This is a genomic window from Vibrio sp. PSi01 (assembly GCF_054960695.1).
The window spans coordinates 31,275-41,920 of sequence record NZ_JBHNYN010000026.1 but is presented as its reverse complement, the minus strand read 5'-3'; the positions used below and the strand labels follow the sequence as shown (position 1 = coordinate 41,920).

Sequence of the window (10,646 nt, the reverse complement as noted above, 5' to 3'; positions counted from 1 at the left end):
CTAGATTGTCAACATCAGTAATACCACTTAAAATCGGTATACACAGTCTCACGCTTTCCAAGTACATCAGTCATACACTTGATATTATGAAAAATAAGTCAAATTATGGTTTAGTGAATTGATTCGTAGGTCAGTTGATACAAGCTTTGGGGCATTTGCGAGCTACGAAATACCAACTGTCACGATTCTGGACAAATGAGTTTGGATATTCAAACTAAAACTGATAAGTAGAATTAGTTATGTTGCAGCCATAGTCGTTTGTTCGGGCTCTGTTACCTAAACCGCTTAAGGTATCTAGTGTTCACCCATCCTGTAACCTGTAATCCCGACTCTTGATCTATCCATTCAACTAGAGACCAATTTTTGTCTTTACGAATGATACTTACAACATAACCATGGTGAAAATACCCTAAGATCGCTGATTTAGTAGAAGACTTAGCACGAACATTTAAAGTATCAGCGGAAACATATCGTAGTGTACTTAGAATCTCACGGTCAGGTGCTGACGATACTACTTGTTGATTCACTGCTTTGTTACGTAACCTTTTATCTGACTGTAGATATGCCTTAATGTGATAATCAGCTATAGGAGCCAAAATAATACTTAACATCACTAGGATTAACGGAAAAATATAGCTAACAATAAGGTGTTGTAGCTTAGGTTCTTTTAATGCTTTAATTTCCAGTAAGATATTATTGAGAAGGCTTTCTAAATTTTCAGATTCTGAGTTAGCTGAACTTACCAGTATTTCGGAAGATATCTCATTGATTGTAGCTTCAGTAACTTTCGTTGATCGCATTGCTGCATCAAATAACTCAACCTCAGCCATCTGCTTCAATATAGCTAAGGACGAATTCTGTTGAAACAAATTGACAGGGTCAATGATGTTAGCCATTGTTGCTTGGAATTGCTTCATTGGATTAGCAATAGCTTCCATCATTTCACGATGTTCTTTTAAAGGATCTGGAAATGATAGAGTCATTGCACGCAACTCTTTCATTGGGTCAACTAAAGCAGTTATCATTTCTCGGTGCTCTTTTAAAGGGTCTTCGAACGATGATGTTAGCCCATGCATATCTTTCATTGGACCAGCCAAAGCTTCCATCATTTCACGGTGCTCTTTTAAAGGATCTTGGAATGATGATGTTAGCCCATGCATACCTTTCATTGGATTAGCCAAAGCTTCCATCATTTCACGGTGCTTTTTTAAAGGATCTTGGAATGATGATGTTAGCCCATGCAAATCTTTCATTGGATTAGCCAAAGCTTCCATCATTTCACGGTGCTCTTTTAAAGGATCTTGGAATGATGATGTTAGCCCATGTAAATCTTTCATTGGATTAGCCAAAGCTTCCATCATTTCTCGATGTTCCTTTAGAGGATTATTTCTGATGATCTTGAGATTATCGAGAGCTTGCTTTTGACTCACATTAACACCTTAAGTTTTGATAGCACATACAATATATCGTATCAGAATCTAAATTTTTTTCTTGAACACCAACGCTTTATAGACAAAATTGCGGTTATTCACTATGAAACGCTACCGATATCAATCTGTTGTGTAATTCGAAAGAGAATTTCGGGATTAAACTACGGAAATTTTCCGTATAACCCTCAGATGTATGGATTAGATTAATTTGGTCTATTCTAGCGCATTCTCTGCACTCATTTCGACGGGCCTAAAAAGCTTTGGGGCGAAGACGTGTTTAAACTACCACTTTAAAAAGCTTATACGCTTTCTTAAAAATATCTCGAAGACTGGGATTATTTCTACTAACTTGAATCCGATTCACAAGGACTTTCAGTTTGAGCGACTGATAGGTTAAGAATGAGGTCAAGAATCAGAATTAAATAGTGATATAGGTCACAATAAATAGTTATTTTCCATAGTTCCCCTTAATGTTCCCCCAAAAGTTACACCTTGAAATTAAAGCTTTAAAAAACAATAACTTAAACAGAAAACAAAAATCCCTCTTAAATGCTTTGTTATACAAATTACCACTCTTCGCCTTGTCGGTATGTCTCGTGCCATTCTTTTTCAGCAACTTTCACATGATTTAAAGTTTTATCTGAAAATGCATATGCAAAACCTGACATACAAACAGGATGACCACCAGTCATAAGCTGCTTATGTTTTCCAACAATACCCTGTAGAGTCCTGATTATTTGTATTAACTCGTGATAAGTTTCAGGAAAGTCTTCAGTAATTTTATTTTGATCAAAAAAGTACTTCTTATCGGCGTGTGCAAAATACTTATCACGTTGAGTCAAAATGCTACCAACCTGAGTCTCTACTTTTTCCAAAGCTAAACGCTGCTCTTTGACGAGGCTAGCATCAACCTTCGGGTAGGCTTTACTAATAGCCTTGATATTACTTTCAACAAAAGCCAAAAATTTTTGAAACGTTCTATCTCCTCGCCCACGTTCAATCAACTTAGACACGGTCATAACACAATCGATCTGAATTGATTCAACCATAAGTGGCATCAAAGGATTAGCCCGAGTCATATCATATGGCTCACGTTCCAGAGCTTCAACGTGTGCTCTATAAACTCCGAGTTTTAAAGCAACCTTGGAGTATATAAGGTCGCAATAAGTTGATACATACGACTCATATTGTTCAACTGGATTCAATGTTTTCTCCTAATTTGTATAACGCCCTGTTAAGGTGTGAGCAACGCAATGCCGAAGCTTCCGTATACCACCTTAAACACTAAACGCAACGCATAGTAAAAATGCCACGCGTTGCGAATCACTCTTAAACAGTTTGTTAAATGTTTTCAGCAGTCGTATCGATCTTTTATGTATTGGTGATAATAGCGACCAACTGACCTTGCGCTAATAAACTCTCTAAAAACACTCTCAGGAACTCTACAAAATGTATAGACAGGGTCACTATCTTCAAAGTCAATATACATTCGCATAGACTCAGCTTCATATCCAATTCGGCGAATTGCTGTTGAACTAACATTTACCCATTCTGTCATTAGAAACTCCTATTTCTTTAACCACGGTAGTATTTTTGAAGGACCATAAATGTGACCATCATCTATCCAGAACTTGCCACCATCGTTTGGACCCCAAATCCAATTATCTTCTATCCACCACTTTCCTGAATTATATAGACCCCAAACCCATCCATCATCAATCCAAAACCTACCTGACTCAGATGGTCCCCAAATAAAACCATCATCGATCCAATATCCAGTCTACATACCGCCTCCCGACATTTAACGCCTTGTTAAGGTGTGAGGCACGCAATACTGACGCCTCTGCATACCACCTTAATCACTGTACCTACCGCATAGTAAAAATGCCACGCGTGCCGAATCACCCTTGAACAATTTGTTAGGCAAATTTTAAAGATATGCACCGACTACTGACATGCAGTGCTGAACCGTGTTCTCTTTTTCACCGACTGGCGCGACATAATGAATTGCCGATTCAGCATCCGCCCTACTCGACAACTTACTAATAACCCACGCAGCTAAGTACTTTGATGACAAACAACCACCTGCTGTTGCAAGATTACCATTAGCATAAAATGGCTGCTCTAGAACGGTCACTCCTGATTCGACAACCCAAGGTCTCGTTGTTAAATCGGTACAAGCTGGTATTTGATGCAGTAAGCCAAGCACAGACATGAGCAAAGTACCTGAACATTGCCCACCAATTAACTGAGTTTCAGGGTTTAGCTTTAACCTTGAAAGTATATCTCTATCTTGAGCAATATCGCGCGTTAGTACACCGCTACCAAACAATACAACGTTGGCTTGATTCGCAAACTCTAGAGGCTGTTGAGATTGAATTGTAACTCCGTTCATTGAAGTGACGTACTGAGATGGACTCGTTATTTGCACGTTCCAACCTGCGTCTTTCATTCGGTTTAAAATTCCCGCGGCTATAAATGAATCAAGTTCATTAAATCCGTCAAATGTTAGTACTGCGATATCCATATCTACTCCTATTTGCCTAACGCCCTGTTAAGGTGTGAGCAACGCAATACCGAAGCTCCCGCATACCACCTTAAACACCAAACACAACGCATGGTAAAAATGCCACGCGTTGCGAATCACTCTTAAACAGATTGTTAGGTTTCTTAGGCAAGCTCAGCTAAAAGCTTATCTGCATAATCTGTATCTCCATGCCTACGCTCTTGCACCGAAACCTTGAGGTACTCTTTAAGTTCCACTGGATAGTTTTTGGTTACTTCTAGTAGTTTTGTTCTGAGTATTTTTGCTTGATTTCCTATCGCCGCATATGCCAATTGGTCGGCTAACCTCTTGAGCATTTCATCACTAGTTATAACGGTCGTCAAAGCATATGGATAGTACTGCGCAATATAATTTTGCGTGTACCAGTCATTTCCAAGCCTTGAGATAATAGTTTCACCTAAATCATTGATGCGTGAGAAGTAACGACCAAACGTATTTCCCCAAGTACCGATTGAGCCATGGGTAAGAGAACTCGCATACATATCGTAACGACCAACACCACAACTATTTATAATGATATTTTCCATGCGCATTTTTACGTCGTCTTGTAATAGTTGCCATGCACTAGGCTTCATTAATCTAAAAATCTCAGCGATGTCAGTATCTTCTGCGGCTTCACGCAAGGCTGCACCTAGATGTTCTGTAACTTTCCTTTCATCCTCACCTGATATCTGTTGATAAATAGCACTAAATGCAAACTTAATGTCATCTGTTTTACCTTCACTTCTACGATTAAAGGCAAGAATAAACATATCGACTAACTTGTTATTAGGGACATGTGCAATCAAAGCTTCAGCATATTCAATACTAGGGACAAAATGAGGGTCATAAATTTTGTCAACAACAGGGGCTATATCAAACTCCTCTAGCTCCACATTTAGATAGCTAAGGATAGTATCAAGTAAGATTAAAATTCGAATACAAAACTCTTCTGAATCCTCGGTTACTTCATGGGTTCTAGGGTTTCTAATCCCTATATAGTAACCACGTAACAGTTGTTCAATCCCTTTTTGTTCATCTCTCTCTGAAACGGTATTACCATCATTTATAGGGAGTTTCGGTACATTACCACCAAGAACTTGACCAACTAAATTGGCGCCATCACCTTCACAACCACCTTTTTCTCTTAACAACTGAGTTAAATACTTTGTTCCCTGAAGAATAGCATCCGTATAAAGCCCATGCTCCAGACGATTCCCTATAGCTTCAACAAGTTTCTTGTCGAAGTTGCCCTCGTTAAAATTCTCTTTTCTATACATTTAACTAACCTAGCCTTTTACTTGATACGTAACTTTAATTATTGATAGTTGATTGAAACCTAACGATTAGCTAAGCGGCTAACAAACCTGCCACCTCACCCAATTTAAACACCTTAAACACGTAACTAAACCGAACTGAAAATGCCAAGCGTTTGTTAGTCCGTCTTTAGCGCTTTGTTAGTTTGCCACCGCGATAAAGCCAAAGGTTTAGCGCCAAGGTGCTGAATTGGTTACAAAACTACTGGCTTTGAACTCATAAGTAAAATGAATAGTTCGAAATTCAAACCCAATCACCAAACGTACTTGGCAAAGAAGACTTTCGAAGATACTGATAGCCAAACACGCCAAGCCTTGAAAGATGTGATTCACTAAAAACACCAAAGAAGCCGCGCCAAAGAACTTGTGAAAAAAAAACCTTACTAACGTAGAAGAACTGAATAACGCGTAAATCACTTAAACGAAAAACTCACTACGCATGATAAACAATACGATGATGATGATTGGAGAACTGACAGGTGAATAGCAAAGAAACAGAGTGAGCTTTTAGACTAAAAATGCTTTTCTGCCCTTTGCAAACTAACGCCCGCTTAAACTGTGAGTTAACGTGTGCCATGTCTGAGCGCTAGCGAGTTCGGCACGCGTTCACGAATCAGATTTAAAGCGTTTGTTAGTTTCATTGTATCTCAAACAAAAACATAGACTTAAAGCCACGACTAATACGATGTTGAATAGCTTCATGCAACTGGCTATGTAACTCATCAAATCTCTTTTTGTGGCTAATGACTTCGCCCATATTCTGCATATTACCACTGACAAAGTGATACAACTGACTGTTCAATACTGAAGAGACAACACTGATGCTATCAAGGTATTGATTCATTGACTCGTAGTTTTTTATTGCGCTGTCATCTAGACGAACATTCCAGAAGCTAAGCTCACGGTTAGACTTATAAAGGCTTCTTCTCGCTTGGTACAGGTTGCCCCAAACATTATTGAGGTGCTCTACACGTTTGATTGATACGCTTTGATCTTCGACGACAACCCCAGGAACAGGACATATATGATCATAATGAAAGCGCAGTTCATGTAGGTTTTCTTCAATTTCATCGATCGATGCGATATACCTCTTAGCCGCAATATATGAATCTTCTTTTCGTTTGTTGTTTAACCACTGAAAGTAGGTATAGAAACCAAATGTAAAACCAAGAAAAGTGACGATTAACGTACCAATATCAGTCCACTTTACTGAATCAAACATAGATTCTCGGTCAGTTACCCCAATAAAAAATCCAACGGCTACTAGATAGATCCCAGTAAGCCCAATAACTACTTTCTTCACTACTCAGAAACCTTAATGTGATGAATTCAAATATAAAACTAACGCCCAATTAAGGTGTGAGCCACGCTACCACGGAACTCAATTTGAACACCGTAAACACTAAACTAGACCCAAACCAAAAATGCCAAGCGTGGGGAATCACTCTTAAATTGCTTGTTATGGCACTATTTCCTTATCAAGTACTCTGCTTTAGCTAACAATTTCGAGTATCGGTCTAATATATCACTAATACCAAATCTAATTAGCCACTCTCCTTTTCCAGGAAACCCGCCCATTTGGCTGACATTTATACTTGCTTGAGGGTCCGGCAATATCAACCCTCTATGATAGAACTCTTGCGTATACGCATATATTTCATCCATATCAAAAATAAGATCTACACCATAATTATTATGGCTACTTAAGCTGTACATAGGATAAATCATTTCTGGATCGCTAGGGTTTAGTGAACAAAGTTTTATAAAAAACTCTGTTTTCCTAGTATTTAGCCCTTTTGTGGATGATACAAATCGTTCAATTTGTGTTTCGGTAAAATCGAAATCTGGATCAGAAGAAAATAATAGTGCATAAGTAGCCAAAACAACATCGCAGGGGGTATCTGTAACAGCAGAAGCAAAATCTGCCGCGACCCTTTTCCCTGTGTCACTTAAACACCGATTTCTAAACTCTAAGCGCTCATCTTCTGTCATTCGATCAGTACAAAGCTGTATGCTTTGTAAGAACTGTTCCATACGATACTGTTGATAACCAAACTTAGCTGCTCGCAAAACTGAAAACACTTCTGTCGCAATGCCAACTTCAGTTGAACATGCCGATACTAAATTTTTCAATATTCCTCCTAAGCCTGAATCTGGCGAGTGCCATAACAGCTATATTAGACAGAATAATTCTGTATTTTGTCCCTGAAACAATTCTGTCTAGTCATCTCAACAGTTCAGGCTCGGTCTAATAACCCATTTAATAACAGAACCTTACCTGATTACTGCTTTATCGAACATGACCAAAAGCAGAAATTTTCTATATAGTTCCAGTAAAATGCAGAAAACACCTCAATGTGTGAGTTAATCGTTACCTTCTTCGGTGATTTACTGACCAAATCCTAGGCAATTTTGATCTAAGTCTTTGGGTTGGGTGATGAGTGAACCGCAGTTCAGGCAATGAATTGTCACGGATTGGGGAGCTGTACACTCAAACAAAAACGCCGACATGATTGTCGGCGTCTACGCCATTGGTATGGATGAATGTGAGGTAGTAACTACTTCGCCATGGTACTCAAAAATTCGGCTTCGAATTCTTCATCGGCTTCTCGGGTTAGGCATTCCACCAGCCAGTTGATACTTTCATGATCTAGGTTACTGTTCACCACGAACGCTTGTTTTACACCAAACTCACCAAGCTTGGCTGAACCATAGTTCTTGAACGATTTATTGCCGTGATAATGGAGTGATTTAACCGCTTCTGCGTTGGGTTCAGGTAATTCATCCAGTGTGTTGGCAAGCTGAATCACCAACTCCATAGGATTCTTAGATGACGAGATACGATACAAAAATCCGCCCTCGACTTTCTGTCTAACCCAGTAATCAAAGCTGCTGCAATCCATCACCTTATCACTGACCAGTGCCGCTTCGCTGCGATAAGCACATGCTTCTAACATCACAGGTGTGTGTTTAAATTCTGGCTGTCCTGAATTGGAATCGGTGTTAGGTAAAATCAGGTCACACGGCTTGCTGTCTTTGGCCGTGGTGCCGTTCCAGTGGATCGGCATAAACACCTGCTCTTTACGCATCTCTTGGGTTAATACCAAGCGCGCTTGAGACTCACCTTGAGCGCTTTTCACTTTAACAACCTGGTTGGTTTGGTTTGTGCCCGTTTCCAATCCAAATCTCTTGGCGGTTTCAGGGTGAACAGCAATGAACGGCTCGGGAGTGTGGTCTCCAAGTGATGAGGCAAGCCCTGTTCTACTCATGGTATGCCATTGATCGCGCACTCGTCCGCTGTTCATAATAAGCGGATAGTCTGGTGACGACGTCGTTAATGGTAAAGCATGTTCAACCGCAACGAACTGGGCTTTTCCTGACTTAGTGAAAAACTCGCCATCAGTGAACATTCGTTTATTTACGATATCTTGCTGTAATTCTAGTACAGGCCATTGCTGGGGTTTTAGCTCGCTATAACCTTTATCGTCCAATTTGGTTAGACCAATTAAACACAGGTCTCGCGTTTTACCGTTAGTATTATCAAGCCCCGTCATTTGACAGTACTCTTCAAATATCTGCCCTTCATGACGATAATCAAAGGCATGTTGATGACCCATTTTCTGCGCCACTTCTTTAATCATCCACCAATCAGGTTTAGCTTCACCCGGGCTTGGCAATATGCGGCGCTGCCTTGATATACGGCGCTCGGAGTTGGTCACGGTACCCGATTTTTCACTCCAACCTTGCGCAGGTAACACAACATCGGCCAAGCGTGTGGTTTCAGTATCGGCGATGCAATCTGACACCACCACAAATGGACAGTTTTCTAGCGCTGCTTTCACTCTCGCACTGTCTGGAAGGCTCACCACAGGGTTGGTCGCCATAATCCACACCGCTTTGATCTTGCCTTCAAGCATGTCGTCAAACAACTCGACTGCTTTCAAGCCGGGTTGGGTTGCTAAGTTATCGGTTTGCCAAAAATCACTCACCGTTTGGTGTGATTTCTCATCCCCAAACTCAAAGTGCGCCGCTAGCGTATTCGCTAAACCACCAACTTCGCGACCGCCCATTGCGTTGGGCTGACCTGTCACAGAGAAAGGCCCCATACCTGCTTGTCCGATTTTTCCGGTGGCTAAATGACAGTTGAGAATAGCGTTCACTTTGTCACAACCTTGGCTCGACTGATTCACGCCCTGAGAATAAATGGTGACGACTTTTTGTTTAGAAGCGAACGCGCGATAGAAGCGCTCAACCTCTTGTTCCGCTAACCCGGTCAGTTGGCTGACGCTTTGCTCTGAATTGATGCTTGAATCAGCGTGGTAAACATACTTCTTTGCTGACTTGATCGCTTGTTGGAAGCCTTCTGTATGTTTGCTTATATAGCCTTCATCAAGTGCATCATTATCCGCTAAGTATGAAAGTAACCCGTTAAACAAGGCCACGTCAGAGCCCGATTCAATCGCTAAATGTTGATCTGCTATTTCACATGTGTCGGTATAACGAGGATCTATGACGATCACTTGCAGTTTGGGATTCGCTTGCTTAGCTGCTCTTAACCTTTGAAAAAGAACCGGATGACACCATGCTAAGTTTGAGCCAGTAATCACGACCAAGTCGGTTTGCTCTAAATCTTCATAACAAATAGGAACCGTGTCGCTACCAAATGCACGTTTATGTCCAACAACGCTCGATGCCATGCAAAGCCTTGAGTTACTGTCAATGTTTCCGCTACCAATAAAGCCTTTCATCAGCTTATTAGCAACGTAATAGTCTTCTGTTAACAGTTGGCCAGAGACATAGAACGCAACTGAATCAGGACCAAACTCTTCAATGGTTTGGTTAAACCTATCAGCGACCAATTGAGTGGCGTCATCCCATACGAGTTCGTGTTTTTGTTGATTCTGAATATGAGTAGGTTGAGTAAGACGACCTAGAGGTGTTACGGTTTCACCTAGAGCAATACCTTTAGTACATAACTTTCCATAATTCGACGGGTGTTCTTTGTCACCACGTACTTCAAGCTTACCTAATGCAGTGGGCCTCGCTTCTATTCCGCATCCAACACCACAATAGGCACATGTCGATTTTATCCAGCCACTGTTTGAATCACTCATCCGTTTCTCGCTCAATTATCCAAAATTGCATTTGTTTAACTAAAGCAAATAGCACGCCATTAAATCCAAGAATTAAACAAATAAGAAAAATCGCTATAAAACAATAATTTATCGGAATAAAAACAATAATAAACCAGTTACTAAGAACTGGTTGATATCAAAAACTTATTTTTTGCACCATCTTGCGGAAAGTTGCACCACAAACGTTCATTTCCATAAATTTAACAAAAAAATTACATAC

The 10,646-nt window shown here is 40.3% G+C and carries 8 protein-coding genes; all 8 read right to left on the bottom strand.

Annotated features, from left to right (window positions below; translation table 11 throughout):
* Positions 1-272 precede the first annotated feature (272 nt).
* The gene (locus tag ACFI6G_RS21090) at positions 273-1,430 is read right to left on the bottom strand and encodes an SH3 domain-containing protein (protein ID WP_133146531.1); all 1,158 of its coding nucleotides are present in this window, start codon (positions 1,428-1,430) and stop codon (positions 273-275) included.
* Between the two features lie 566 nt (positions 1,431-1,996).
* Positions 1,997-2,635 (bottom strand): AbiU2 domain-containing protein, encoded by a 639-nt coding sequence (locus tag ACFI6G_RS21085; RefSeq protein WP_462710460.1) that lies wholly within the window; start codon positions 2,633-2,635, stop codon positions 1,997-1,999.
* Positions 2,636-2,781: 146 nt separating this feature from the next.
* Complete coding sequence (locus tag ACFI6G_RS21080; protein WP_077681051.1) at positions 2,782-2,988, bottom strand: KTSC domain-containing protein; 207 nt, start codon at positions 2,986-2,988, stop codon at positions 2,782-2,784.
* Positions 2,989-3,360: 372 nt separating this feature from the next.
* Entirely contained in the window at positions 3,361-3,957 is a 597-nt protein-coding gene (locus ACFI6G_RS21075; RefSeq protein WP_010429435.1) for a DJ-1/PfpI family protein, read from the bottom strand.
* A gap of 143 nt (positions 3,958-4,100) precedes the next feature.
* On the bottom strand, positions 4,101-5,255 hold the full coding sequence (locus ACFI6G_RS21070) for a TIGR02391 family protein (RefSeq protein ID WP_462710459.1): 1,155 nt from the start codon (positions 5,253-5,255) through the stop codon (positions 4,101-4,103).
* 673 nt (positions 5,256-5,928) lie between these two features.
* A complete protein-coding gene (locus ACFI6G_RS21065) occupies positions 5,929-6,594 on the bottom strand; it encodes a hypothetical protein (RefSeq protein WP_462710458.1) in 666 nt (221 codons plus the stop codon).
* A gap of 164 nt (positions 6,595-6,758) precedes the next feature.
* Positions 6,759-7,424 carry a hypothetical protein gene (locus ACFI6G_RS21060; RefSeq protein ID WP_016793474.1) on the bottom strand — a complete coding sequence of 222 codons (666 nt, stop codon included), beginning with the start codon at positions 7,422-7,424 and terminating at the stop codon, positions 6,759-6,761.
* 425 nt (positions 7,425-7,849) lie between these two features.
* Positions 7,850-10,405 (bottom strand): molybdopterin oxidoreductase family protein, encoded by a 2,556-nt coding sequence (locus tag ACFI6G_RS21055; protein WP_349662743.1) that lies wholly within the window; start codon positions 10,403-10,405, stop codon positions 7,850-7,852.
* Positions 10,406-10,646: the final 241 nt, after the last annotated feature.